Origin of the sequence: Pseudomonas sp. NS1(2017) (genome assembly GCF_002269425.1) — a bacterium.
In the GTDB taxonomy this organism is placed as follows: Bacteria; Pseudomonadota; Gammaproteobacteria; order Pseudomonadales; family Pseudomonadaceae; genus Aquipseudomonas; species Aquipseudomonas reactans.
The window spans coordinates 4,558,486-4,581,422 of sequence record NZ_CP022960.1 but is presented as its reverse complement, the minus strand read 5'-3'; the positions used below and the strand labels follow the sequence as shown (position 1 = coordinate 4,581,422).

25 protein-coding genes and 1 riboswitch are annotated in these 22,937 nt (G+C 56.4%); of the genes, 13 read left to right on the top strand and 12 right to left on the bottom strand.

Annotated elements, in window-relative coordinates; translation table 11 throughout:
• Positions 1–523: 523 nt before the first annotated feature.
• Positions 524–967 (bottom strand): hypothetical protein, encoded by a 444-nt coding sequence (locus tag CI807_RS21525; protein WP_095016125.1) that lies wholly within the window; start codon positions 965–967, stop codon positions 524–526.
• Positions 968–1,070: 103 nt separating this feature from the next.
• A riboswitch (cobalamin riboswitch) is annotated at positions 1,071–1,266 on the top strand.
• 101 nt (positions 1,267–1,367) lie between these two features.
• On the opposite strand from CI807_RS21525, the gene CI807_RS21520 reads away from it, so the two are divergent.
• Genes CI807_RS21520 through CI807_RS21510 form a run of 3 tightly spaced genes read left to right on the top strand, consistent with a single transcriptional unit; the run spans position 1,368 to position 4,140 of the window.
• On the top strand, positions 1,368–2,378 hold the full coding sequence (locus CI807_RS21520; RefSeq protein WP_095016124.1) for an ABC transporter substrate-binding protein: 1,011 nt from the start codon (positions 1,368–1,370) through the stop codon (positions 2,376–2,378).
• Entirely contained in the window at positions 2,375–3,379 is a 1,005-nt protein-coding gene (locus CI807_RS21515) for an iron ABC transporter permease (RefSeq protein ID WP_095016123.1), read from the top strand. The genes CI807_RS21520 and CI807_RS21515 overlap by 4 nt, the downstream gene beginning before the upstream one ends.
• Positions 3,376–4,140 (top strand): ABC transporter ATP-binding protein, encoded by a 765-nt coding sequence (locus CI807_RS21510; RefSeq protein ID WP_095016122.1) that lies wholly within the window; start codon positions 3,376–3,378, stop codon positions 4,138–4,140. The genes CI807_RS21515 and CI807_RS21510 overlap by 4 nt, the downstream gene beginning before the upstream one ends.
• 117 nt (positions 4,141–4,257) lie before the next feature.
• On the opposite strand, the gene CI807_RS21505 is transcribed toward CI807_RS21510, so the two are convergent.
• The 6 genes from CI807_RS21505 to CI807_RS21480 form a co-directional block, all read right to left on the bottom strand.
• Positions 4,258–4,755, bottom strand: coding sequence for a GNAT family N-acetyltransferase (locus tag CI807_RS21505; RefSeq protein WP_095016121.1), 498 nt, complete (start codon positions 4,753–4,755; stop codon positions 4,258–4,260).
• Positions 4,752–4,976: a hypothetical protein gene (locus tag CI807_RS21500; RefSeq protein ID WP_095016120.1), complete on the bottom strand. Its 225-nt coding sequence runs from the start codon at positions 4,974–4,976 to the stop codon at positions 4,752–4,754. Before CI807_RS21500 ends, CI807_RS21505 begins: the two co-directional genes overlap by 4 nt.
• A gap of 58 nt (positions 4,977–5,034) precedes the next feature.
• Entirely contained in the window at positions 5,035–5,499 is a 465-nt protein-coding gene (locus CI807_RS21495) for a GNAT family N-acetyltransferase (protein WP_256578567.1), read from the bottom strand.
• A 34-nt stretch (positions 5,500–5,533) separates the two neighbouring features.
• Positions 5,534–6,478 carry an alpha/beta hydrolase fold domain-containing protein gene (locus CI807_RS21490; RefSeq protein WP_095016118.1) on the bottom strand — a complete coding sequence of 315 codons (945 nt, stop codon included), beginning with the start codon at positions 6,476–6,478 and terminating at the stop codon, positions 5,534–5,536.
• Positions 6,478–6,918 carry a TspO/MBR family protein gene (locus CI807_RS21485; RefSeq protein WP_095016117.1) on the bottom strand — a complete coding sequence of 147 codons (441 nt, stop codon included), beginning with the start codon at positions 6,916–6,918 and terminating at the stop codon, positions 6,478–6,480. The genes CI807_RS21490 and CI807_RS21485 overlap by 1 nt, the downstream gene beginning before the upstream one ends.
• 65 nt (positions 6,919–6,983) lie before the next feature.
• A complete protein-coding gene (locus CI807_RS21480) occupies positions 6,984–7,544 on the bottom strand; it encodes a nucleotidyltransferase family protein (protein WP_095016116.1) in 561 nt (186 codons plus the stop codon).
• A 178-nt stretch (positions 7,545–7,722) separates the two neighbouring features.
• On the opposite strand from CI807_RS21480, the gene CI807_RS21475 reads away from it, so the two are divergent.
• Positions 7,723–8,187: a putative adhesin gene (locus CI807_RS21475; RefSeq protein ID WP_095016115.1), complete on the top strand. Its 465-nt coding sequence runs from the start codon at positions 7,723–7,725 to the stop codon at positions 8,185–8,187.
• Here the strand turns inward: CI807_RS21475 and CI807_RS21470 are convergent.
• Entirely contained in the window at positions 8,184–8,417 is a 234-nt protein-coding gene (locus CI807_RS21470; protein WP_095016114.1) for a hypothetical protein, read from the bottom strand. The genes CI807_RS21475 and CI807_RS21470 overlap by 4 nt on opposite strands.
• A 279-nt stretch (positions 8,418–8,696) precedes the next feature.
• Between CI807_RS21470 and CI807_RS21465 the strand changes: the two genes are divergently transcribed.
• The 4 genes from CI807_RS21465 to CI807_RS21450 all read left to right on the top strand — a co-directional run bounded on the left by CI807_RS21465 (position 8,697) and on the right by CI807_RS21450 (position 12,661).
• Positions 8,697–9,680, top strand: a complete 984-nt coding sequence (locus tag CI807_RS21465; RefSeq protein ID WP_095016113.1) for a DUF1852 domain-containing protein — start codon at positions 8,697–8,699, stop codon at positions 9,678–9,680.
• A 28-nt stretch (positions 9,681–9,708) separates the two neighbouring features.
• The gene (locus CI807_RS21460; RefSeq protein ID WP_095016112.1) at positions 9,709–10,737 is read left to right on the top strand and encodes a methionine synthase; all 1,029 of its coding nucleotides are present in this window, start codon (positions 9,709–9,711) and stop codon (positions 10,735–10,737) included.
• Entirely contained in the window at positions 10,737–11,255 is a 519-nt protein-coding gene (locus CI807_RS21455; protein ID WP_177409593.1) for a flavin reductase family protein, read from the top strand. The genes CI807_RS21460 and CI807_RS21455 overlap by 1 nt, the downstream gene beginning before the upstream one ends.
• Before the next feature lie 173 nt (positions 11,256–11,428).
• Positions 11,429–12,661, top strand: coding sequence for a serine hydrolase (locus tag CI807_RS21450; protein WP_095016111.1), 1,233 nt, complete (start codon positions 11,429–11,431; stop codon positions 12,659–12,661).
• A gap of 44 nt (positions 12,662–12,705) precedes the next feature.
• Here CI807_RS21450 and CI807_RS21445 read toward each other — a convergent pair whose 3' ends face one another.
• Entirely contained in the window at positions 12,706–13,590 is an 885-nt protein-coding gene (locus CI807_RS21445) for a LysR family transcriptional regulator (protein ID WP_095016110.1), read from the bottom strand.
• Between the two features lie 103 nt (positions 13,591–13,693).
• Here CI807_RS21445 and CI807_RS21440 point away from each other — a divergent pair, with 103 nt between their 5' ends.
• Positions 13,694–14,683 carry a zinc-dependent alcohol dehydrogenase family protein gene (locus tag CI807_RS21440; protein WP_095016109.1) on the top strand — a complete coding sequence of 330 codons (990 nt, stop codon included), beginning with the start codon at positions 13,694–13,696 and terminating at the stop codon, positions 14,681–14,683.
• Positions 14,684–15,025: 342 nt separating this feature from the next.
• Positions 15,026–15,265, top strand: coding sequence for a DUF6124 family protein (locus CI807_RS21435; protein ID WP_095016108.1), 240 nt, complete (start codon positions 15,026–15,028; stop codon positions 15,263–15,265).
• A gap of 428 nt (positions 15,266–15,693) precedes the next feature.
• Here the strand turns inward: CI807_RS21435 and CI807_RS32170 are convergent, their stop codons facing one another.
• Complete coding sequence (locus tag CI807_RS32170) at positions 15,694–16,269, bottom strand: SLATT domain-containing protein (protein ID WP_157742059.1); 576 nt, start codon at positions 16,267–16,269, stop codon at positions 15,694–15,696.
• A 37-nt stretch (positions 16,270–16,306) separates the two neighbouring features.
• Between CI807_RS32170 and drt3a the strand changes: the two genes are divergently transcribed.
• On the top strand, positions 16,307–17,572 hold the full coding sequence (gene drt3a, locus CI807_RS21430; RefSeq protein WP_095016107.1) for an antiviral reverse transcriptase Drt3a: 1,266 nt from the start codon (positions 16,307–16,309) through the stop codon (positions 17,570–17,572).
• 2 nt (positions 17,573–17,574) lie between these two features.
• Entirely contained in the window at positions 17,575–19,563 is a 1,989-nt protein-coding gene (drt3b, locus tag CI807_RS21425) for an antiviral reverse transcriptase Drt3b (RefSeq protein WP_157742057.1), read from the top strand.
• A 318-nt stretch (positions 19,564–19,881) separates the two neighbouring features.
• Here the strand turns inward: drt3b and CI807_RS21420 are convergent, their stop codons facing one another.
• Positions 19,882–21,720 (bottom strand): ATP-binding protein, encoded by a 1,839-nt coding sequence (locus CI807_RS21420; RefSeq protein ID WP_095016105.1) that lies wholly within the window; start codon positions 21,718–21,720, stop codon positions 19,882–19,884.
• 286 nt (positions 21,721–22,006) lie between these two features.
• On the opposite strand from CI807_RS21420, the gene CI807_RS21415 reads away from it, so the two are divergent.
• Positions 22,007–22,306 carry a hypothetical protein gene (locus CI807_RS21415; RefSeq protein WP_068932124.1) on the top strand — a complete coding sequence of 100 codons (300 nt, stop codon included), beginning with the start codon at positions 22,007–22,009 and terminating at the stop codon, positions 22,304–22,306.
• Between the two features lie 17 nt (positions 22,307–22,323).
• Here CI807_RS21415 and CI807_RS21410 read toward each other — a convergent pair whose 3' ends face one another.
• Positions 22,324–22,932: a LysE family translocator gene (locus CI807_RS21410; protein WP_095017592.1), complete on the bottom strand. Its 609-nt coding sequence runs from the start codon at positions 22,930–22,932 to the stop codon at positions 22,324–22,326.
• Between the last annotated feature and the right edge of the window lie 5 nt (positions 22,933–22,937).

Genomic DNA, 22,937 nt, shown 5'->3' with positions numbered 1-22,937 from the left:
CAAGCCGGCTCCTACAGTGATCTGCGTTTGATTCTGCCTTTGCTCCACACCACTCAAGCCGGCTGTCAGGCCGCTGTGCTCTTGATTTTGATCTTGATCTTAGGCGCCCCGTCAAACACGCTGGCCGGAATTCGGCAGGGATTTGGGGGGTAAACCGGCAGGGATGCCGGTTTAGCCGCCCCGCGCCATGGATGGCGCGTGGCGGCGGCCCCCCAAATCACTGTCGGATTACGGGCACACCGAGCCTAGGCGAGGTGCCGAGTGTTGGGGCGAAGCGTTTTTGGTTACTTTTTGCGCTCTTCAAAAAAGTGACCCGCTGTAAGAGCGGAACCCACAGCAGCCGTTACCTAAATAACGGATATGTACCCGGTCTGATCCAACATCCAGGCCAGCCGTCAGGCCGCCTTCGCAGGCAAGCCTCACATTCTGGATCGCAGGAGTAACAGTAAGATTGCGGCCGACCGTCAAGCCGCCAGCGCCGTACCCAGCGTAATGTAGATACCTGCCCCCTTTGGCCGCCCCCTCACTGCGCACTGATGTAATGAAACTGCGCCTGAGACTTCTCAACCGCCGCACGCACTTTGTCCTTCTGCGCATCGGTGCCCGAGTAGTAAATCTGCAGGCCCTTCAAATCCTGCCCTTCGACGGCTTTGCCGATCACGGCAACGTCAACCGGGGTGCCGGCCCCCATGATCAAAAAGAACACATCGCCCAAGCGCTTGGTATTCAGCAATTCGCTCCTGAGGCTGGCAGCGTTTTGGTCGCCGGCCATGGAAATCGCCAGGGTGTCGCCGAACATACCGCTTTTGGGGATGCTCATCGTGTGCAAGCGCAGCTTGTCTGAGTCGGCGGGCATCGACTTGACATAGGCGGTGGAGGCCTCGTCGAGAATCTGCTTTTCAGATTTACCCTGAGTGGCACAACCGGCCAGGGTGGCGATAAGGACGAGCGCGACAACTGATTTCACGGTGTATTCCTTGTGATAAAGCGATCCATGGGCTGAGCATCATAGGAGCCTCACCGCCAGAGAGCTACCGTTGAGTTCACGCCCTCCCGTTCAACCGCGTGATCGACTACCATACCGCGCCGGTTCCCAAACGGGACTAATAGGGAATCCGAAGCGCGGCACACCCGCGCCAATCGGAACTGCCCCCGCAACTGTAGGTGCTGAGCCTGCTCCCTGATGCCACTGGACCTTGTCCGGGAAGGCCGGAGCCGGGCGACGACGCATCAGTCAGGAGACCTGCCGGCTCGAGCTCAACTACTAACCGGCGGGGTGTCCGGGAAGGACATTCTTGCCTGTCGCTACCACAGCGCTCGAGGGTGTATTTCCGAATGGCACGCACGCTTCACTCGGAGATAGCCCCATGCTGCCACGCGTTACCGCCCTGCTTACCGGTCTGGGCTTCTGTGCCCTGGCCCAAGCCGCACCCACCCACTACCCGTTGACCGTGGAAAACTGCGGCAGCACCCTAACCTTCCAGCAAGCCCCGGCCCGCAGCGTGACCATCGGCCAGGCCGCTACCGAAATGCTCTACGCCTTGGGCGTGGGCGACAAAGTGGTCGGCACCTCGTTGTGGTTCAACAGCGTATTGCCGCAGTACAAGGCGCAGAACGACAGCATCGAGCGCCTGGCCAACAACGAACCTAGCTTCGAAGCGGTGATCGCCAAGCGCCCGCAGCTGGTGGCCGCCGAGCTGGAATGGGTAGTCGGGCCGCAAGGCGTGGTCGGCACCCGCGAGCAATTTCATGAGCTGAAGATCCCCACCTACCTGTTGCCTTCGGACTGCGAAGGCAAGGACAACCTGGTCGGCGCCGACGGCACGCGGCTGGAGCCGTTTCGCATCGAGACGATCTATAAAAGCATCAGCCAACTCGCCGAGATCTTCGACGTGCAGGCGCGCGGCCAACAGTTGAACGACGAACTCAAGGCACGCCTGGCCAAATCCGTCGCCACCGTGCAGAGCAAGGGCCTCAAGCAAGCCAGCGCCTTGGTGTGGTTCTCCAGTTCCGAGATGGCCAGTGACCCTTATGTGGCCGGCCACAAGGGCATTCCGGAGTTCATGCTGGAAACCCTCGGTTTGCATAATGTCGTGCAGTCCGACGAAGAGTGGCCCGCCGTCGGCTGGGAAACCCTCGCCAAGGCCAACCCGACCGTGCTGGTGATCGCGCGCATGGACCGCCGCCGCTACCCTGCCGACGATCATGAAAAGAAACTGGCCTTTCTGCGCAGCGACCCGGTCACCCGCAACATGGACGCGGTGAAAAACAACCGCATCATCATCCTCGACGCCCTGGCGCTGCAGGCCAGCATCCGCACGTTCGACGGCCTTGAACAACTGGCCACGGCCATCGACGGCTACGATCTGTCCAAATGATACGCACCCTACTCGCCCTGGCCCTGCTATTAGCCGCCGTACTCGCGGGCGTGGCCATCGGCGAAACCGCCATCTCGCCGCAGGTGGTACTCCAAGTCCTCGCCAACAAACTGTGGGCGGCTGGCTACGTGCTCGACCCTATCGACGAAGGCGTGGTGTGGAACTACCGCCTCACCCGCGCCCTGGTCGCCGCTGCGTGTGGCGCCGGGCTGGCGACGTGTGGCGTGATATTGCAATCGCTGCTGCGCAACCCGCTGGCCGATCCGTACCTGCTGGGCATCAGCGCCGGCGCCTCGACCGGCGCGGTGCTGGTGGCGTTGATCGGTGTGGGCGGCGGTTTGATTTCGTTGTCGGCGGGCGCGTTTGTCGGCGCCATGGCCGCGTTTGCGCTGGTGATCCTGCTCGCGCGCGCCAGCGGTTCGGCTAGCGGCACCGGCCAGATCATCCTGGCGGGCATTGCCGGGTCGCAGTTGTTCAATGCGCTCACCGCGTTCCTGATCACCAAATCCGCCAGTTCCGAACAGGCGCGCGGCATCATGTTCTGGCTGCTCGGCAACCTCAGCGGCGTGCGCTGGCCTTCGGTGTGGCTGGCAGTGCCAGTGGCGGTTGCAGGCTTGGCGGTGTGCCTGTGGCACCGTCGGGCGCTGGATGCGTTTACCTTCGGCAGCGACTCGGCGGCGTCCCTCGGCATTCCGGTGCGCCGCGTGCAGTTTGTGCTGGTGGGCTGCGCGGCGCTGGTGACGGCGGTGATGGTGTCGATTGTCGGCTCCATCGGCTTCGTGGGGCTGGTGATTCCCCACGCCGTGCGCCTGCTGCTCGGCACCGGGCACTCGCGCTTGCTGCCGGCCAGCGCGTTGGGCGGCGCGTTGTTCTTGATTGCGGCGGATGTGCTGTCGCGCACGCTGATCAAGGGCCAAGTGATTCCGGTCGGCGTGGTCACGGCTCTGGTCGGTGCGCCGGTGTTTGCGCTGATCCTCATTGGCCGGAGGAATGCGCGATGACCGTGCTGAGCTGCACAGGATTGGGTTTCAAAGTGCGCGAGGCGCAGTTGCTGAGCGACATTCATCTGGACGTTCAGCCGGGCGAAACATTGGGGATTGTCGGGCCGAACGGCTCCGGCAAATCCACCTTGCTCAAACTGCTCGCCGGCCTGCGCACGCCAGCGGCCGGCGAGGTGCTGCTGGGCGGCCAGCGACTGGGCAAGCTGTCGCGCCGCGCCATCGCGCAACAACTGGCGGTGGTGGAACAGCAGGCCGACACCGACGACGCCATCCGCGTGTTCGACGCCGTGGCGCTGGGCCGCACGCCGTGGTTGTCGGCGATGAGCCCGTGGTCGAATGAAGACGACATCATCGTCAACCAGGCCCTGCACGACGTCGACGCGACCCACCTGAGCCATCGCGCCTGGCGCAGCCTCTCGGGCGGTGAGCGCCAGCGCGTGCACATCGCCCGTGCGTTGGCGCAACGGCCGCAGATCCTGTTGCTGGATGAGCCGACCAATCATTTGGATATCCAGCATCAGCTTGGCATTTTGAAGGGCGTGCAAGGGTTGCCCGTCACCACCTTGATTGCCCTGCATGATCTGAATCAGGCGCTGACCTGTGATCGGCTGGCAGTGCTGGACCACGGACGGTTGGTGGCGTTGGGCAAGCCACTGGAGGTGTTGACGCCGCAGCGTTTGCAGGAGACGTTTGGGGTGCAGGCGCATTACCTGACGGACCCGTTTGATGGGGCGCAGATATTGCGGCTACGCCCAAACTGATCAAAATATCCCACTGTAGGAGCCGGCTTGCCGGCGATAGCGCCAGACCTGCTTGCCTCTCTGTTTGCTGATACACCGCCATCGCCGGCAAGCCAGCTCCTACAGCGGGTGGTGGGGTTAGAGGGTGCGCTGCATATGCGTCGTGCGCCACACCGGGTCCGCGTCCACATCCACCACCTCGAACCCCTGCCGAAGCCAAAAATCAATCGCCCCCGGCAAAAACGGATGGGTGTGCAGGTACATCACCGCGACCCGATCTGCTTTGGCCTGCGCCTCCAGCGCACGGTACAACTCGCCCGCCAGACCAAAACGACGAAACGCCGGCAGCACAAACAGGCGCACCACCTCCACGGTCTTGCGGCCCTGGTAATTCAACTGCGGGAAACGCTCGTCATAGGGCAGATAGCCGATGGCTGCGACGATCTGGCCCTCATCACGCGCGATCAGAAATCGTCCATCGCCGTGCAGATAGATCGCCTCGAACTGCGCCAAGTCCGCCGGCATCCCCGTCGCACTGAGCTTGGGGAAAAGCTCGGCACGGGCTTGCAGCACGAACCTCAATACCTCAGGGATATCCGCCGCAGTGGCCACCTGAATGATCGGGCTTGAACTCATGCAACGGCTATCTGCGTAATCCCCAGCACCTGCGCCTGCTCCAGAATTTCGTCCGGGCTCGCATCCGCGGGCGGCAGGATCAAGCCATTCTCGGCGTCGCCGAAATGCAGCTGTAGCAGGTGCAACGCCGCTTCATGCACCTGCAATTGGGGTTGCTTGAGTTCGAACACATGGGTGCGGGGCTCGTCGTTGAACAGATAGTCGAGGGTGTATTCGCGCATGGGGGAGTCCTTATTATAGAATAAGAGCAACTGATTAACCTGACTAATCGATCAAGTTTTAAGTTCCCAATCCATTTGCGCGTTCATAGCGAAGATAACCGTGGGAGTCTGTCCCCACCGCGATAAACCCTGCACATTCATACATCCGCCGGGCAGGGTTGTCTGGACGCACGCTTAAACTCAGGTGAGTGCAGCCGCTGCCCAACGCCGCAACCCCATAGGCATCCAGTAATGCCCGACCTATCCCCTGGCGCCGATAAGCTTCACTGACATTGATCGTGTAGAGCTCGGCGAAACTGTCCTCGGGTCTCCATAGCGAATACCCGACAAATTGACCGTCGAGCACCGCTACCGTGAGCAGCTCGAAGTTATCGACCCACAGAGCGAGGTTGCGCTCCACCTGCGAGCGCCAGCCAGCTTCGTGAGTGGGCTCCCACTGTTGGATGTAGGCCAACTCGCCTCGGTAGATTGACGGGAGGTCGGTGACAATCGCCGGGCGCAGGCTAAGTGAGTTCACAGGCACGTTTGTTCCTTGGCGCTGTATTGAAGGCGACAGATTAATCGGACGATGGAAGGTTGAGTACTTCCCCGTTCACTCGCTGGCTTATCCACTCACGGCTAAAGGCAAGTACTTCCTTCCCCATCACCACCGGAAAATGAATAAACCCATGGGCCGCCTCCGGCAACACATGCGCCTCAGCCCCCGGCCACCGCTCAGCGATCAACAGCGTGTCATCCTTCAACGGATCAAGCGCACCCACGAACATCAACGCCGGCGGCAAGCCTTCAAAGTCGCCATACAAGGGTGACAACGGCGGCTGGCGTCGCGCGTCATCGCTCAACCCCGGCGTGAGCAGGCGCAGCGCGTCGACCATGCCCGGCCCGTCCAGCAACAACGTATCGGGCCCCGCCGCGCGCACGCTGGGGGTGCCGGTCAGGTCGTAGACGCCGTAATACAACACCGCCCCGCTCACCCGCTGGAGCAATTCTGGCCATTTCTTCAGCGCCAGCAAGGTCGCCGCTGCCAAGTGCCCACCGGCCGATTCGCCGACGACAATCATCGGCAGCCCGGCAAATTCCTCCGTGGTGAGCAGCCACCGCGCCGCCGCCAGGCAGTCGTCCATCAGCCCTTCGACCGGCGTGTCGACCGCCAGCCGATAATCCACCGACACCACCGCCACGTCGCAGGCATTGACCATGCCCAGGTTGAGGTCGTCATCCATCTGCGCATTGCCGATCACCCAGCCGCCACCGTGGATATCCAGTACCACGCCCTTGGGCTGGCCGCTGGGGCGCAGGATGCGCACGGGCACTGAGTCGACGTAGTGGGTTTCAGCCAAAGGGGCTCGCTTGATCTTTTGGCTGACCCGCAACAACGCCTGGATCAAACGCGGCGTGACGCGATTGCGGATCTTGAAGCGCGGCAACCAGGCGAGCTTTTGGTTGAAGCGCCGCATCTCAGCCAGTTCGGGCTCACTGGCGGGCCAGGCTTTAACGGCCATCAGCGGTTATTGCGCAGGATCGAGAAATTCAGCGCCGCCGCCACACACAGCCACGCCAGGTACGGGAACAGGATCAAGCCAGTGATCAGGTCCAACTGCACCGCCAACACCACCATCGTGGCGACGGTCAGCCATAACACGGCCAGAATCACCATGCCGGCGAGGATGCGATGGGCGCCGAAAAACACCGGCGTCCACAGGGTATTCAACGCAATTTGCGCCGCCCACAGCGCCAACACGGTTTGGCTGCCAGGGATCAGGCTGAGGCGGTAACCGGCCCAGGCCAGCAGCAGGTAGATGATCGTCCACGCCACCGGAAACAGCCAATTGGGCGGGGTGAAACTGGGTTTGACCAGGGATTCGTACCAGGCACCGGGTTTGAAAAGGATGCCGGTACTGGCAGCGGCGGCGCAGGCGAGCAGGAAGATGAAGAAGGTCATAGTCGGTCCTTGGCTGGGCATTTCAAGCTTGGACGTGCAGGACGCGGGTAAAAGTTCACTGCGATTCAGGGCGCCACTATTTCCAGCCAAGGCCAGCGCGCCTGATAACTGAGGGCCTTCTGCACAAACAACTCAGGTTCCGGATGCAGCGGGTTGATGCGCAGCACGCCCTGCGCCACGTCCTCCAGCCCATACGGCGCATACAACTCGCCCGTGGCAATCTCCAGACCGATGCAGGTGCCCGCCACCAGATACCGGTCGATGCCCTGTTTGGCCGTGTGCAACTGCGGATACGGCCGACCAAACCGCTCGCCATACCAGAGATGAACCCGCGCCTGGTTCTTCACCTCGACGTTGACGCCCAGGTCCTGGAACAACCGCTCAGCCGCACGGATCACCGCGTCCTCAGCCTCGTAGGACAGGTCCGTATCGAAATAGAAAACGTCGTAGTCCTTTACACCCTGGGCCGCAGGTAGATTCGACTGATGGTTCCACACGGCCTGGAACAGGCAGCCCGCCGTGAGAAAGCACTGGTCCACCCCCAGGTCAGGCAGGCGCGCGGTGATTTCGGCGTTGATGGGGTTGGCCATGGCCAGGTTGAGCAGGGTTTCGACGGTCAATGTCATGGGCATTCCTTTCTATCGGGCCAGCGTCAGACACCCACTGTAGCGCACCCTCATGACAAGATTTCTGGGTTATTTTTGCCCGCGACTGGAATATTCCGCCCACCTCGCACGTTCTGAATTCAACTCGCCCCTCCTGCGAAGGGGCGCTCGGCACACCTCAAACGAGCGGGGAATCAGCATGGCGATTGTATTGTCGGGGCACGGGCTGGCCTGTGGGGACGGGTTTCCCCCTTTTGCGCTGCCAAAGGGCTTCACGCTGTACTTCTGGACGGCCGACGGCATTCCCATCCGGGACAACGTGGCGGGCCGGATCGAATCCAACCCCAATTCGATGAACCCGCGTCTAGCCCCTAACGTCGTGTCCCGGGGCGGGCTGGTGAAGGATTACTGGCTGCTGGACTCCACCAACCCGCCGCTGACGATCAACCCCACGCCGGCGCCCCATACGCAGTTGATCGCCGGGGCCGGTGACGCCTGGCGGTTGAGCCAGATCATGGCGTCCTATGAAGCCCAGGGCTGGGGCGATATCAACAATCCGACGCCGGTGCATTGGTGCGCCTGCCGCAGTAACTTGCCGGCCCCCGCCTGGCAACAGTCGCTCAGGCCGTTCAATCCGGACCCGAAGAAACCTGCCTGGCGCTAGCCCTTCAATTCCGTTGCCCGATTGCTCGCCGCGTCGTCGTAGGCCACATACAGCGACTCGGCGATCTGGCTCTTGATCGCCTTGGTGGATTCCAGCCCGAGCACAAAACCTTCGGCCTTGCCGCCGGCGCGGTTGAGTTCGTCGTGGGTGGATGCGCCGGTGATGGCGTCGAGGAGCTTGGTGGCGTGAGGGCCTACGCCTTTAGGGAGGGAAATCTGGTCGATGGACATGGGCGATACCTTGCAAGAGAGAGGTCGGTAGCGCGTGGAACCACTGCCGGGGAGGCATGGTAGACCGGTTTGCCCACAAAGGGGCTGGTTTTGGCGCTGGCCGTGCAACGCACGCGCACCCCATCATGAGGAGGGCTAAAGCTGCAGTGAAATCAATTCAGTTTTGCTCATGTTGCTCCCCGCCTAAGATGCACCCTACTTAAAGACAGGTTATAGACCGCTGAACAAGCCTCTGAACACGTTCAGGGGCTATCGCGGCAATCAGGGTGTGGCATCACAATGAACAAAGAGTTTGCATTTACGGTCAAGAGCATTCGTTTCGACGAGAACTACCATCCCGCCGAAAATACGCGCATCACCACCAACTTTGCCAACCTGGCGAGGGGCGCGAGCCGTCAAGAAAACTTGCGCAACACGTTGCGGATGATCGACAACCGCTTCAATGCCTTGGCCCATTGGGACAACCCCAACGGCGATCGCTACACGGTCGAGCTTGAAATCATTTCCGTGGAAATGGACATGGATGCCCAGCGCAGCGGCCATGCCATTCCTTTGATTGAAATATTGAAAACCAATATTGTCGATCGCAAAACCAACGAGCGCCTGGCCGGCATTGTCGGCAATAACTTTTCCTCTTATGTACGCGACTATGACTTCAGCGTGCGCTTGCTGGAGCACAACAAAGACCAAGCCCAGTTCAGCACGCCCGCTGACTTTGGCGAGCTGCACGGGAAGTTGTTCAAGAGCTTCGTCAATTCCAGCACGTACAAAGAGCACTTCAACAAACCGCCCGTGATCTGCCTGAGCGTGTCGAGCGCCAAGACCTATCACCGCACCGAAAACCTGCACCCTGTGCTGGGTGTTGAATACCAGCAAGATGAATATTCCCTGACGGATGAATACTTCAACAAGATGGGGCTCAAGGTTCGCTATTTCATGCCGGCCAATAGCGTTGCGCCCCTGGCGTTTTACTTTTCCGGGGATTTGCTCAGCGACTACAGCACCCTTGAGCTGATCAGCACCATCAGCACCATGGACACCTTCCAGAAGATCTACCGCCCAGAGATCTACAACGCGAACTCTGCAGCCGGCAAATCCTATCAACCCAGCCTGCAACACCAGGACTATTCACTGACGCGGATTGTGTACGACCGCGAAGAGCGCGGCCGACTGGCCATCGAGCAGGGCAAGTTCGTTGAAGAAAACTTCATCAAGCCCTACCAGTCGGTACTGGAGCAGTGGTCTGCCCACTGCGCGCGTTGATTCCCTTAAAAGACAAGGTCACCCTTTAATGAAAAAGTTATTGCCTACATCAACCGCCGGCAGCTTGCCTAAACCGTCCTGGCTGGCACAACCCGAAACACTCTGGTCGCCCTGGAAACTGCAAGAAGAAGCATTGATCGAGGGCAAGCAAGACGCGTTGCGCTTGTCGCTGCAAGAACAACAAAACGCCGGGATTGATATCGTCAGTGATGGCGAACAAACACGCCAACACTTCGTCACCACCTTCATCGAACACCTCAGCGGTGTGGATTTCGAGAAGCGCGAAACCGTCAGAATCCGTGACCGTTATGACGCGAGCGTGCCGACCGTAGTGGGGGCTGTCGCGCGTCAAAAGCCGGTGTTTGTCGAAGACGCCAAGTTCCTGCGCCAGCAAACCAACCAACCGATCAAGTGGGCGCTGCCAGGCCCTATGACGATGATCGATACGCTGTATGACAACCACTACAAAAGTCGCGAAAAACTGGCCTGGGAATTCGCCAAGATCCTCAATGAAGAAGCCCGGGAATTGGAAGCGGCGGGCGTGGATATCATCCAGTTTGACGAGCCTGCCTTTAACGTCTTCTTTGACGAGGTGAACGACTGGGGCGTTGCCACCCTGGAAAGAGCCATCGAAGGCCTTAAATGTGAAACAGCGGTGCACATCTGCTACGGCTACGGCATCAAGGCCAATACCGATTGGAAAAAGACCCTGGGCTCCGAGTGGCGCCAATACGAAGAGGCGTTTCCCAAGCTGCAGCAATCGAGCATCGATATCGTCTCGCTGGAATGCCACAACTCCCATGTGCCCATGGAACTCATCGAACTGATTCGCGGTAAAAAAGTGATGGTCGGTGCCATTGACGTGGCCAACCACGCCATTGAAACGCCCGAAGAAGTCGCCAATACCCTGCGCAAAGCCCTGCAGTTCGTGGATGCCGACAAGCTTTACCCGTGCACCAACTGCGGCATGGCGCCCCTGCCCCGCCACGTTGCGCGAGGCAAGCTGCAGGCGTTGAGTGCCGGCGCTGAAATCATCCGCCGAGAACTGTCGAACTGATGTCCATCCTGTCACGTCCCTGTGCGGCCATTGAGCCCTTGAGCTTTCGCGAAGCGCTCGGGCACTACGCCTCCGGCATCACGGTGATTACATCGCACATTGATGACGAGCCGATTGGCTTCACCTGCCAGTCGTTCTACAGCGTGTCGATGAACCCACCGTTGGTGTCATTCAGCGTCATGGCCAGTTCCGCCAGCTACCCCAAGATCCGCCAGGCCGGTCGGTTTGCCGTCAACATCCTCTCGGGCGAGCAGGTCAAGATCTCCAACCAGTTCGCGCGGCGTGGCACCGACAAATGGCACGACGTCGACTGGCAAGCATCGCCCCTGGGCAACCCGATCATTGCCGGCAGCCTGCATTGGCTCGATTGCGAGATTCACGCCGAACACACCGCCGGCGATCACCTGATCGTGATCGGTGAAGTGAAAGCGCTGAACCTGCAAGAGACGGCGGCGGCGCAACCCCTGCTGTATTTCAAAGGGCAATATTGCAACCTCGCCGCGCCCGGCGTGGTGTGAGCCGTTACCCGCGCCGCCCTCGCCAAGGGCGGCCGCTGTCCCAATCCCACGCATAAACTGGCCCGATCCCGCGCGCCAAAAAAAATCCCCCACCGCATGCTGGTTCCGGCACGCCAGCCTCGCTGACGCGTCGCCGCCCCTTAAGACCGACCCACAATAATAAAGAGGTTCTTATGCCCGTGCTCCCGCGCTTCAAGCGCCGCGCCCTGCCCGTGTTGATGGGCGCCGCCACACTCGCCCTGTCGCTGGCCGCCTGCGCGACCCAGCCTTACCCCCACGCACAGGAGCCGATTGGCGACGTGCAAGCTATCTACGACGGCAAACTCAGCCCGGAACTGGCGATCACCACCTTCCGCAACACCGACCGCCTGTTCCCGGTGCGCACCATCAAGGCGGGTGGGCATCCGTTTCCCCTGCCGCGCAGCGCCAAACCCCTGGCCCCCGTGGCGTTCGAGTTCAAAGGCAAGCACTACAGCCTCGACGACTACGTGGCGACCAACCGCGTCACTGGCCTGCTGGTGCTCAAGGACGGCAAGATCGTCGACGAGCGCTACGCCCACGGCAACACCGCCGAGACCCGCTGGATGTCGATGTCGGTGGCCAAATCCGTCACCTCCACCCTGGTGGGCGCAGCCCTGCAGGACGGCTCGATCAAAAGCCTGGACGACAAAGTCACCCACTACCTGCCCGCCCTGGCCGGCAGCGCCTACGACCAGGTCACGGTGCGGCAGATCCTGGCCATGCGCTCCGGGGTCAAATGGAACGAAAAATACACCGACCCCACCTCCGACGAACGCCACCTGATCCAACTGCGCAGCGAGCAGGTGACCGGCTCCCTGCTCAAGTTCATGGCCACCCTCTCCACCGCCGCGCCGCCGGGCACCCGCACCAACTACAGCACCGGCGAAACCCAAGTGCTGGGCCAACTGGTCAGCGCCGCCGTGGGCAAGCCCCTCACCCAATACCTCAGCGAAAAAATCTGGGGCCCCTACGGCATGCAGACCGATGCCAAATGGTGGCTTGATGGCGCCAACGGCAACGAAGTGGGTGGCAGTGGCATCAGCGCCACCCTGGAAGACTACGGCCGCTTCGGCCAATTCGTACTCAGCGGCGGCAAGGCCGGTGGCAAGCAAGTGTTGCCGGAAGGTTGGTTGAGCTTCGCCAGCGCGGTCACCGGTTCAGATGGCGCCTACGGCGAGTTCGCCTCCATGTGGTGGCCCGGCTGGACCGACGCGTCCAAGGCCGACAAAGCCTTCACCGCCGCCGGCACCTTTGGCCAGTACGTCTATATCAACCCGACCAAAAACGTGGTGATCGTGGTGTGGCAGGCCCAGACCCAACCCACGGGCGGCAAAGTGATCGACGACATGGTCGCGTTTGACGCCATCGCCAAGGTGCTGCCGTAACTGAACAGGGGGCGAGCCATTCTGACGCTGGCCCGCCCCCTCAATCACCGCCCCAACACCCCTTTTACAAAGTCCACAAAACTGCGCACCTTCGGCGTCACCTGCCGACCCGCCGTGTACAGCAAGTTCATCGGCAACACCGGCACACTGTAGCCCGGCAACAACGCCACCAACGTGCCCTTGCGCAGCGCGTCGTTCACCAACTCCTGGGGCAACAACACCACGCCCAGCCCGGCCACCGCCGCCGAGAGCAGCGGGTCGCCCTGATTAATCGTCAAACGGCTTGTAATCGGCACCTCCACACGCCCGTCCGGCCCGTCGAACTGCAAATGCGAGCGCCCGTCCGAATAGGCAAACGCCAGGCACTCATGCTCCTGCAAATCCCAAGGTGTGGTGAGGGTGGGTCGCCGCGCCAGATAGGCCGGCGCCGCGCACAACACCATCTGATACGGCTTGAGGGGCAAGGCGGTCAGGCCGCTGTCGGCCAGCTCGCCGATGCGAAACACCACGTCGTAGCCGTCTTCCACCAGGTCGATCAGCTCGTTGGACAAGGTCAGGTCCACCGACACCTGCGGGTACTTGACCATGTACTCCAGCAAACGCGGCGCCAGTGTGCTCACGCCGAACGTGACCGGCGCGTTGATACGGAGGCGCCCGCTGGGCACGCCACGGGTGACGGCGGCCATTTCTTCGGCGGCGTCCATGTCGGCCAGAATCAGCTTGGCACGTTGGTAAAACGTGCGCCCAAAGTCGGTCAGGCTCTGCTTGCGCGTGGTGCGGTTGAGCAGCGACACACCCAGGTGCTGCTCCAGCATCTTCACCTGCTTGCCGATCAATTGCGGCGACAGGTTCAACTCATCCGCCACCGCACTGAACGAGCCCAGCTCCACGGCTTTGACGAAGGTGGCCATCAAGGTAAGGCGGTCCATTGGAAACCCATTGTTTCTAGTGTTGCGCCATCCTAGGCCTTTATCCCACGCCTTCCCAAGCCTAAATTGAACGTCTTATCGATCCACACCGAGGTCTACCCCCATGCCACGCATTGTCCGAATCCACGCCTACGGCGACGCCAGCGTCTTGCAACTCGAAGACATCGACGTGCCCGCCCCCGCCGCCGATGAAGTGCAAATCGACGTCAAAGCCTTCGGCCTCAACCGCGCCGAAGTGATGTTCCGCAACCACGCCTACCTGCAAGAAGCCGAATTCCCCAGCCGCCTGGGCTACGAAGCCGCCGGCGTGGTCGCCGCCGTCGGCGCCAACGTCACCGACCTTAAAGTGGGCGACGCCGTCAGCGTCATCCCACCGCTCGACATCGCCCGCTGGGGCACCTACGGCGAAGTCGCCAACGTACCCGCCCACCTCACCGTCAAACACCCACAAAACCTCAGCTTCGTCCAAGCCGCCGCCTCCTGGATGCAATACGTCACCGCCTGGGGCGCCCTGGTCGAACAAGCCAAACTCACCACAGGCGACTACGTACTGGTGACCGCCGCCTCCAGCAGCGTCGGCCTCGCCGCCTTCCAGATCGCCCGCAGCGTCGGCGCCACCGCCATCGCCGTCACCCGCACCCGCGCCAAACAACAAGCCCTGCTCGACGCCGGCGCCCACCACGTCATCGTCAGCGACGAAGAAGACCTGGTGCAACGCGTGATGCAACTCACCGACGGCAAAGGCGCCCGCGTCGTGTTCGACCCCATCGGCGGGCTGGGTTTTGAAGCGCTCACCCAAAGCATGGCCCAGGGCGGGATCTTGCTGGAGTACGGCGCGTTGAGTGCCGAGCCGACGCCGTTTCCGTTGTTCACCGTGTTGGGGAAATGTTTGACGCTCAAGGGGTATTTGTACGCCGAGATCGTCGGTGACCCTGTGGTGTTGGCGCGGGCCAAGGCGTTTATTTTGGACGGGCTGGCATCGGGCGCATTGGCGCCGGTGATTGCGAAGACGTTTGGGTTGGATGAGGTGCAGGACGCGCACCGGTATTTGGAGGCGAACCAGCAAGTGGGCAAGGTGGTGGTGACGGTGTGAGGGAATCGTCCTAGGACATTTCCCAAAGGTGGGGAGTGGGTTGCCCGATTGCCTACGCGTAGCCCAGAATCCGCTGGCTTGTGTGCTGGGGTGGTGGAATCTATGGTTGCGCGGTCGCTGAATTTTTCGGTGATCGGGTTTAGTAGCCTGATGGTTTATCCAGACAAAGTGCACAAGCTTCAATCAGTCAGACGACTCCGTCTGCACTTGATGGTGGCTGTGCGCAGGGCGCCTCCGGGCGCGCCGGCTTTCGTTTGGATTCCCCGGTCTACTAACCTGCGTACAGCTGCCTCCCTTTGTTTAGTAGCTGGGGGATGGTAGCCAAAAAACAGGAATGCAAACATGTTTGAAGGTTCATCGGATTCAACTGCTCTGTTTTGCGTAGCGCCAGACGTAAGCAATGAAGCATTAATTGCCAACAGCTATGAGACCTTTAGCTCAGTTAGTACGTTGCTGCTTGAACTGTCTGAAAATTTGAGCGGTAACCACCGTGACGTAGCGCTGGCAATCTATCAACTGAGCGAACTAGGCGTACTTCTAACGGCAAAACTCCTCGATCGCGAAGCACCTAGCGCCAACTGACGAACGCCCCCTCTGACTTATCAACCAACTATTAATCGCCGAGCCTTCGCAAACAATCATTAAGTTTCGGCGATTAGATACCTTACACATTAGCCCCCCTCAAACCCCAAACAAATAATTATTCTCACAGGCAATTATAATTAAAACAGCCACAACATAAACATCAAACCAATTAGTTAACGGCCAGAACTTAAAATCGATGCAGACCACGACTACGTCACGTCACGTCACGTCACGTCACGTCACGTCACGTCACGTCACGTCACGTCACCAGAGAATAGGCACGCAAAACATAGCTAGCGACATGAAAAACCAATTACGATGCCTTATGCATCACAAAATATCCTATCAATTTTAATCACCCTCAAGAGCCATTAAAAACTCTGCATAAACACACACCCCCACGCACATAATAGGGTGCAAAAAATCTAGCAAAACACTGACTTAGCTACGAGAATTAAAAACCACACTAGAGAAACAGCAATTAGCATAAAATACAGTGAAAACCTAAGGTAATACCCAACAGCAGACCCATCAACATATTTAGTTTTTCTATTAACCCTAGAGTTATCTGACTCAGTATGATTCTCATACTTACTCAGAATATTAAAATACTCACTCAACCTTTCCTCATACTCCCGATCCGAGAGCACAACTCCCCATTTATTCATGAGCTTATAGGCCAATTCGTTTAATTGGACGCCACACTCATGAAACTTAAATGACCTCAAACTAAAGTCACTCATACTTATAGCTATCGAGAAACATAAAATAACTATCGACAAAAACACTTGACCAATATTAACAACCACATCGCCAAAAGAAAACCGAAACCCAACCAACTGCAATAAAGCAACTAAAATCAGTATTATCGAAAACAGTGATATACTAAACAAAGATAATTTATTATGAAAATCAAGACGTCGGCTTGCTTGGAATCTAGCCGAGACTGTTTTAGAAATCATTTGCCTCAAAGCATCACAATTGGTATCTTCCGCTGACATAGTTCTCTCGATACGCGACTAACAGGAGTGGTTAAAATTGATTGAATCGCCGTTCACAGTGAGAAATCTTACTAGATTTATTTCAAGAAATCGAAACGACGAGCATTCAAATGATAGTGCAGGTCGCGAACTGATCGCAAGTGAAATATTAAAAAAAATCAACGATGGCACTGCATTCATAGATCCATTTAAAGACTTCGAAATAAACAAAAAGAAAGTTCTAACTTATAACAATCAGTGCGCCAGAACGGCCTCCAAGCTAATCATAAGAAATTTGAAGCTTAATGCTCGAATCAAACAACCCAACAGAAGCGAAATAATATCTGCACTGATATCATCACTTCAAGACGGCACACCTTACAGAGCACACCGCTACGATATTAAAAATTTTTACGAGAGCATAAATCGAGCGGCCGTGCTCACAATGATTGAGGATGAGTCGCTTTGCTCGCTGAAAACACTAAATTTGATAAAAAATTTATTCCGAGCTTTAGATATCAAAAATATCCAAGGCCTACCCCGCGGGCTTGATATAAGTGCATACTTATCTGAAATCTATCTCAGGCATTTTGACACCAAGCTCAAACGATTAGAACACGTAAACTTTTACGCACGCTTTGTAGACGACATCATTATTTTGACCTCAAATGACAAAGCAGAAGAAACCACAAACTACGTAAAAGAATTCTTGAGCGACGACTTAACTTTGCATGATAACGGCAAACGATCAGACGTTCAAATCAGCAAATCAGAAGTCTCTTCACTCGCAACAAACAAAAAAGAAAAGTTTGAGACCCTTGAATACCTTGGCTACGAATTCAAAATATTTAGCACTTATATCCCAAACAGTGGATTTAGAGCCAAACGAAGGGTAGAAATTGAGATTTCCACAAACAAAATTAAAAAAATAAAATCAAGACTATTTAGCTCACTCTTATCATATTGTTCGTCAGATAAAGAACCAAATGATTTCCAACTATTAGAAAAACGCTTAAAGGCTCTGACCGGAAACTATGAAATTAATTCAACCGGGACTAACGTCATTATAAAAACAGGCATATATTTCAACTACCACCACAGAACGCCAAGTACCAACTGTCGTTTAACAGAGCTTGACAGAACATTTCACCGTGCTCTTTTTTCTAAATCGCATCCTTTATTTAAAAAACTCTCATCCTCAATTACGTCATACGATAGGCGAAAACTTTCTGGGTTTAGCTTCGTAAACGGGTATGAAAAAATTACATACTATTCTTTCTCTTACAAAGAATTATCTAAAATACGTATGCATTGGAGCAAATAACCTTGAAAAACAATATGATGCGCGTACGTAAAACCGACTATGATCGAGTCGTATTAACAGAAACCTGCCCCTATGAGGTTCCTATAGTTTTCGAGAATGTGGGAATATACAATCTATTAAAAATCTCATCTGGCCACTCAAAAGTTGAACACCCTACCACTAGAGCTCTAATTGACAGCATCATAATAAAAGATCAATCAACACATACAGTCCCTCTACCTTACAAAATAAGAAAAGACAGTGAATCTTTTCGGGAATTATCATTACTACATCCCGCTTCTCAAAATGAGATTGTGAGCTTTTACAAAGAGTTCCAGTACAAAATAATGAACCTCTGCAGTCTTAGCGATTTCAGCATCAGAGCCCCAAAAAAAATAGCTAGCAAATATTACAAAAAAAATAACATGCAATGGGTCAACGAGTACAAAAATGATAAAATGGTTGATACAGCGAACGAGATGACCTACAAACATCTCACATCATATTTTTCATATCATGGTTATCGCAGACTATATAATTTTTTTGATTCGTACGAATTCATGAGGCTTGAAAGAAAGTTTTCAGTTTTCTGGTCTCTTGACGTTAGCAAATGTTTCGACAGCATTTACACTGAATCAATAAATTGGTCAAATCAAGAAAAGGACTTCTCCAAAAATAACTCAGATGTAAAAAACACTTTCGGCTCTGTTTTTAACAGACTAATGAAAACATCAAATCATAATGACTCTTCTGGCATTTTGATTGGCCCAGAAGTCAGCAGGATTTTTGCCGAAATCATTTTTCAAAAAATTGATAGCGATATTAAAAAATCATTATTGGAGGACAAACTAGAAGCAGGCGAACATTATGAAATAAGAAGGTATGTTGATGACATTTACGTTTTCTCAAGAAGTGACCATGAGGCTCTGACAGTTTACAATACCGTCGATAAAATTATAAAAAAATATAAATTGAGCCTTAACAAATCAAAAACTGCAAAAGTCAGACGGCCATTTGTAACAAAAAAAACTCAAACAATGCTTGAAATCAAGTCAAGACTTAAGCAACTAGAAGAAAAACTCGTGGAAAAAAATGAAGGCGAGCACAAACTTCTCCCAAAGAGATTAATGAAGAAACAACACATCATAATTTCTTTTGCCAATGAAATAAAATCTCTGTGTCTTGACGACCCTTCATCTTACACCATGGCCTGTAACTTCTTAATAAAAGCATTAACAAATATCTCACTTAAATTTTGCAAAAAAAACATAAAAAGAGATTTTGAAAATAAAAACCTAGCTATATTTTCAGATTTTTTTATTGTGATAATTGATTTATCATTCCATTTCTTTACTGTTAATCCAAGCCATTCAGGGGCAGTTCAATTATGCAAGATGGCAACTGTGATTGGAGAGTTTTGCGACCACTCCATATCTACTGAGTCCCCCTTAATCAAAAGTCAAATCTTCAGCAAATGCTTGGACTTCTTCAAAAGTAGCGAATTTTCTAAGATATCACGGCAATACTCAGATGACACACTGTTAGAGTCTCTAAATATGCTAATCGTATCGAGCTGTCTTGGCGACGATTACATGTTATCTGCAAAAGATTTAAACTCAATATTTGAAATCAACTCATCAAGAACGCTAACTTACTTTGAAATAATAGTTTTACTGTATTACATCAAGGACAACCCAAATTACTCCACTATTCGTGCGAGGGTCAACTCATCCATCAATGAAACACTAAGAGACCTGAGTGACATTAAGTCATCAACAAATAAAGCTTATCTATTCTTCGAAGCTGCTACATGCCCATACCTGGATACCACGACTAGAGCGATTTTAGTAAGGAGAGCACTTGAAAGCACCGGTTTAGCGAGCCACCTCACGGTCGGATATGACACACTGTTGGTAACTCAGGACTTAGAAAAAGTAAAATTCTGCTCATCTTGGAACCAAGCTGCAATGATGAGTCTTTTAGAGAAAAAAGAGTTGCATAGTGTCTATTAGATCTACATAATGACCTCGCACTCGCTGGCTAAATTCCCACTAGGCGACTCAATGCGACAAGTTGAGTGGGAAGATCACTGAGATGGTAATAAAAATTTCAGTCCACCGAAAGGTGTTTACACACTACAGCCAGCGTAGTGCAATTTTTCGGCAGAAGAATCATCTTATCTCATCCGAAGTAATCCTTCATAAAACGATCCGCCTATATATTTTATGGAGACTTAACCAATGGTATTAATCAATTTCACATACCAATATACTATCTAGATTCACTACGCTTAATGGTTACCCCCCTGTGCTAGGTGTACCGGCAAGCCCCTACCTCCCCAACAACTCCCTAACCCTCCCCCCCAACACCTCCACCGCAAACGGCTTCGTCAACACCCCCATCCCCGCGCCCAACTGCCCATACCCCATCACCGCATTCTCCGCATACCCCGTAATAAACAACGTCTTCAACCCCGGCCGCAGCTCCATCCCCGCCTCCGCCATCTGCCGCCCATTCATCCCCCCCGGCAACCCCACATCCGTCACCAGCAAATCAATATGCACATCCGACCTCAACAGCTTCAGCCCCGCCGCGCTGTCAGCAGCTTCGATCACGGTGTAACCCAGTTCGCCCAGGACGTCGGCGAGCAGCATGCGCACAGTGGACTCGTCGTCCACCAACAGCACGGTTTCGCCGTGTTGGGCGACTTCGATATCCACTTGCCCTGGGGCCAGTTCATCACCCGGCGCGGCGCCGTGGTGGCGTGGGAGGTAGAGGGACACGCAGGTTCCTTCGCCTTCGGTGGAGTGCAGGTGCACTTGGCCGCCGGATTGTTGGGCGAAGCCGTAGATCATGGACAGGCCCAGGCCGGTGCCTTGGCCGATGGGTTTGGTGGTGAAGAAGGGTTCGAATACGTGGGCCATGACTTCGGGGGACATGCCGGTGCCGGTGTCGGTGACGCTCAGGCGCAGGTAGGGGCCTTCGGCCAGGTCGTAGGCGCGGGCGGCAGTGGCGTCGAGCCAGTGGTTGCTGGTTTGCAGTTGGATGCGGCCGCCTTGGGGCATAGCGTCGCGGGCGTTGATGCACAGGTTGAGCAGGGCATTTTCCAGTTGGCTGACGTCGACGAAGGCGGTCCAGGCGTCAGGGGCGCCGGTGGTTTCGATCTGGATGCCGGGGCCGGCGGTGCGTTGGATGAGTTCGGCCATGCCGTACATCAGGGTGTTGACGTTGGTGGCGCGCGGTTCCAGGGTTTGCCGGCGCGAGAAGGCCAGCAGGCGCTGGGTGAGGACGGCGGCGCGTTTGGCCGAGCCTTGGGCGGCGACCATGTATTTGTCGACGTCGGCCAGGCGGCCTTGGGTGATGCGGCGGTTCATCAGTTCGAGCGCGCCGGAGATGCCGGCGAGCAAGTTGTTGAAGTCGTGGGCCAGGCCGCCGGTGAGTTGGCCGACGGCTTCCATTTTTTGTGATTGGCGCAGTTTTTCTTCGGCCTGCATGAGCAGGGCGGTGCGTTCGGCTACACGCTGCTCCAGTGTTTCGTTGAGGGCACGCAGTTTGGCTTCGGCGTCGCGCAGGGCCTCGTCGGCGATGGTGCGTTCCAGCAGGTCGGCGGCTTGGCGGGCGAGGATGTCGAGCAGACGCAGGTCGCGCTCGGACGGCTGGTGCGGCGTGCTCCAGTGGGTGGAAATCATGCCGAGCAGGCGACCATCGCGGGAGCGCAGCGGCGTGGTTTGGGCGGAACGGATGCCCGCGCGGCGGAAGGCGATCAGGTCTTCGGTGCCGGCAATGTCCACCCACTCTTCGAAGTCGGGGATGATGGCGCGCTGCCCCATTTGCAGGGCCATGGTGCAACTGCTGTAGGCCATTGGGCTCACCCATTGCCAGAACCCGACTGCTTCCGGTGGCAGACCGCGCGAGCACAGCAGTTGCAGTTCACCGCCGTGGCCGGAGGGATGGCCCTGAGGGCACAGCAACTGCATGGTGCCGAACTGCGAGCCGGTGATGGACACGGCGGCGTCGACGATCTTGCCGTAGAGGGCTTCGAGGTCTTGCTCGCCGATCAGGTCGAGGCTGATGCGGTGCAGGAATTCGATGTCCGACAGGGCGGTTTCCGATTCACGGGAAACGCCAAGGGGGAAAGCGGCCGGGAAGGCGGTGCGTAGGGTTTTCATGGGACTACCAAGGGAATGGCATTGAGCTATTAGCAGGTTATCAGCAAAGCTGTGACCACGCGCTAGGGGCAGACGTTCGGTGGTGGTGTTGCTTGGGCTTTGGCTAGGCTGGGAGAGCGGCCTGTCAGCAGATTTATGCTTGTCTGAGACTCCGCTTTCGCAGGCAAGCCAGCTCCTACAGTTGATCTTTGTTGTTGCTGACGTTGGGGTCGCAGATGCAACCGCAAAAACAGCTTGGCATTGCTGTAGACTTCCCGGCCTTCCCCCCCTACTTGAGAACATGGACGTGAAAAAACTCCTGCTGCTCGGATGCATCTCCTCGGCCTTGACCGGCTGCACGTTCACCGGCGCCAATGAAGTCGCGCCGGGCGAATACATGATCACCAGCCATGGCAGCATCTTCAATTCCCGGGAAGGCCTGCTTGAGAACATCAACCAGAAGGCCGCGAAAGTCTGCGACGGCAAGCCGTATCACCTGGAAGGCGACAGCGGCGCCAACATGGTGGTGAGTACCACCACACATATCGGCCAGACGCCCACTACCGTGCTGGGCTTGAAGGCGGTGTGCGAAGGTCGCAAGGACTGACGCCAGTGCCATTGCCCTCAGCTGTGAATGGGTAACGCCAACCCAAACAGAACAAAGAACCCACCGCAGACTTTGTTGAACCGCCGCCCGGTTCGCGCCAACCAAGGCCGAACCCGATGCGCGGCGCTGGCCACGGTGTATTCAACGACAAACTCGACGACGGCGTAGGTCAGCGCAATGGCGGCGGTCTGCGCGATGAGGTTTCTGTGTGGGTCGAGGAATGGCGGAATAAACGCGGTGAACAGCAACAAGGCCTTGGGGTTTGACAGGGCCGATACCCACCCTTGGCGAAACAGCGACCAGTGTCGCTGGCTCACCGTGCCGGTCGCATCAAGGCTGACGGGGGCCGAGCGCCACAGGCCGAAACCCAGCCAGATCAGATAAAGCCCGCCGGCCACTTTCAAGGCCATGAACCAGGTGGCCGAAGCCTGGATCAGTGCGCCCAGGCCCAACGCGCACAGCGTCAGCACCATGGCAAAGCCGAGCACGCCACCGCTGATGGTGAACAGGGTTTTGCGGCTGCCGTGGAGCGCGCCATGGGTCAGCACCAGCAACGCATTGGGGCCTGGCACTACGGCGATGCCGCAGCAGGTGAAAAAGTAGAGTAACCAAGTCTCGAAGGGCATGATCA

What these genes read in the sequence shown, in the direction of transcription:
- CI807_RS21520 (WP_095016124.1), top strand. Translation starts at nt 1,368, where the DNA reads ATGCTGCCACGCGTTACCGCCCTGCTTACCGGTCTGGGCTTCTGTGCC.
- CI807_RS21515 (WP_095016123.1), top strand. Translation starts at nt 2,375, where the DNA reads ATGATACGCACCCTACTCGCCCTGGCCCTGCTATTAGCCGCCGTACTC.
- CI807_RS21510 (WP_095016122.1), top strand. Translation starts at nt 3,376, where the DNA reads ATGACCGTGCTGAGCTGCACAGGATTGGGTTTCAAAGTGCGCGAGGCG.
- CI807_RS21505 (WP_095016121.1), bottom strand. Translation starts at nt 4,755, where the DNA reads ATGAGTTCAAGCCCGATCATTCAGGTGGCCACTGCGGCGGATATCCCT.
- CI807_RS21500 (WP_095016120.1), bottom strand. Translation starts at nt 4,976, where the DNA reads ATGCGCGAATACACCCTCGACTATCTGTTCAACGACGAGCCCCGCACC.
- CI807_RS21490 (WP_095016118.1), bottom strand. Translation starts at nt 6,478, where the DNA reads ATGGCCGTTAAAGCCTGGCCCGCCAGTGAGCCCGAACTGGCTGAGATG.
- CI807_RS21485 (WP_095016117.1), bottom strand. Translation starts at nt 6,918, where the DNA reads ATGACCTTCTTCATCTTCCTGCTCGCCTGCGCCGCCGCTGCCAGTACC.
- CI807_RS21480 (WP_095016116.1), bottom strand. Translation starts at nt 7,544, where the DNA reads ATGACATTGACCGTCGAAACCCTGCTCAACCTGGCCATGGCCAACCCC.
- CI807_RS21475 (WP_095016115.1), top strand. Translation starts at nt 7,723, where the DNA reads ATGGCGATTGTATTGTCGGGGCACGGGCTGGCCTGTGGGGACGGGTTT.
- CI807_RS21470 (WP_095016114.1), bottom strand. Translation starts at nt 8,417, where the DNA reads ATGTCCATCGACCAGATTTCCCTCCCTAAAGGCGTAGGCCCTCACGCC.
- CI807_RS21465 (WP_095016113.1), top strand. Translation starts at nt 8,697, where the DNA reads ATGAACAAAGAGTTTGCATTTACGGTCAAGAGCATTCGTTTCGACGAG.
- CI807_RS21460 (WP_095016112.1), top strand. Translation starts at nt 9,709, where the DNA reads ATGAAAAAGTTATTGCCTACATCAACCGCCGGCAGCTTGCCTAAACCG.
- CI807_RS21455 (WP_177409593.1), top strand. Translation starts at nt 10,737, where the DNA reads ATGTCCATCCTGTCACGTCCCTGTGCGGCCATTGAGCCCTTGAGCTTT.
- CI807_RS21450 (WP_095016111.1), top strand. Translation starts at nt 11,429, where the DNA reads ATGCCCGTGCTCCCGCGCTTCAAGCGCCGCGCCCTGCCCGTGTTGATG.
- CI807_RS21445 (WP_095016110.1), bottom strand. Translation starts at nt 13,590, where the DNA reads ATGGACCGCCTTACCTTGATGGCCACCTTCGTCAAAGCCGTGGAGCTG.
- CI807_RS21440 (WP_095016109.1), top strand. Translation starts at nt 13,694, where the DNA reads ATGCCACGCATTGTCCGAATCCACGCCTACGGCGACGCCAGCGTCTTG.
- CI807_RS21435 (WP_095016108.1), top strand. Translation starts at nt 15,026, where the DNA reads ATGTTTGAAGGTTCATCGGATTCAACTGCTCTGTTTTGCGTAGCGCCA.
- CI807_RS32170 (WP_157742059.1), bottom strand. Translation starts at nt 16,269, where the DNA reads ATGTCAGCGGAAGATACCAATTGTGATGCTTTGAGGCAAATGATTTCT.
- CI807_RS21420 (WP_095016105.1), bottom strand. Translation starts at nt 21,720, where the DNA reads ATGAAAACCCTACGCACCGCCTTCCCGGCCGCTTTCCCCCTTGGCGTT.
- CI807_RS21410 (WP_095017592.1), bottom strand. Translation starts at nt 22,932, where the DNA reads ATGCCCTTCGAGACTTGGTTACTCTACTTTTTCACCTGCTGCGGCATC.